The following is a 232-nucleotide window of genomic DNA, read 5'->3' on the forward strand; positions in this document are numbered from 1 at the left end:
CACACTTGAGTCCGACATTAACGCTTGTGCAGTAAAGGCTTGCTCTAGCCCTGCGACTACAGTGGTATCCTGTGGTGTGATTTGCAGACTGGTTACTGTGGCATTCGTTACTGTCAATTCAGCAGATGCAGTAAACTCAGTGCCATTCGCGTTACCTGATGCGGTAATGGTGACGGTACCGACTGCAACACCCGTTGCGATCCCCGTATCGGTATCGATAGTTGCAATATTG

Annotated in this window: 1 pseudogene; it reads right to left on the minus strand. The window is 49.6% G+C overall.

Annotated elements, in window-relative coordinates:
* Positions 1-232: pseudogene (locus AB4298_RS21395) on the minus strand (Ig-like domain-containing protein); the annotation flags it as partial.

The sequence above is a fragment of the Shewanella sp. 10N.261.52.F9 genome (assembly GCF_041471165.1).
Classification (GTDB): Bacteria; Pseudomonadota; Gammaproteobacteria; order Enterobacterales; family Shewanellaceae; genus Shewanella; species Shewanella marinintestina.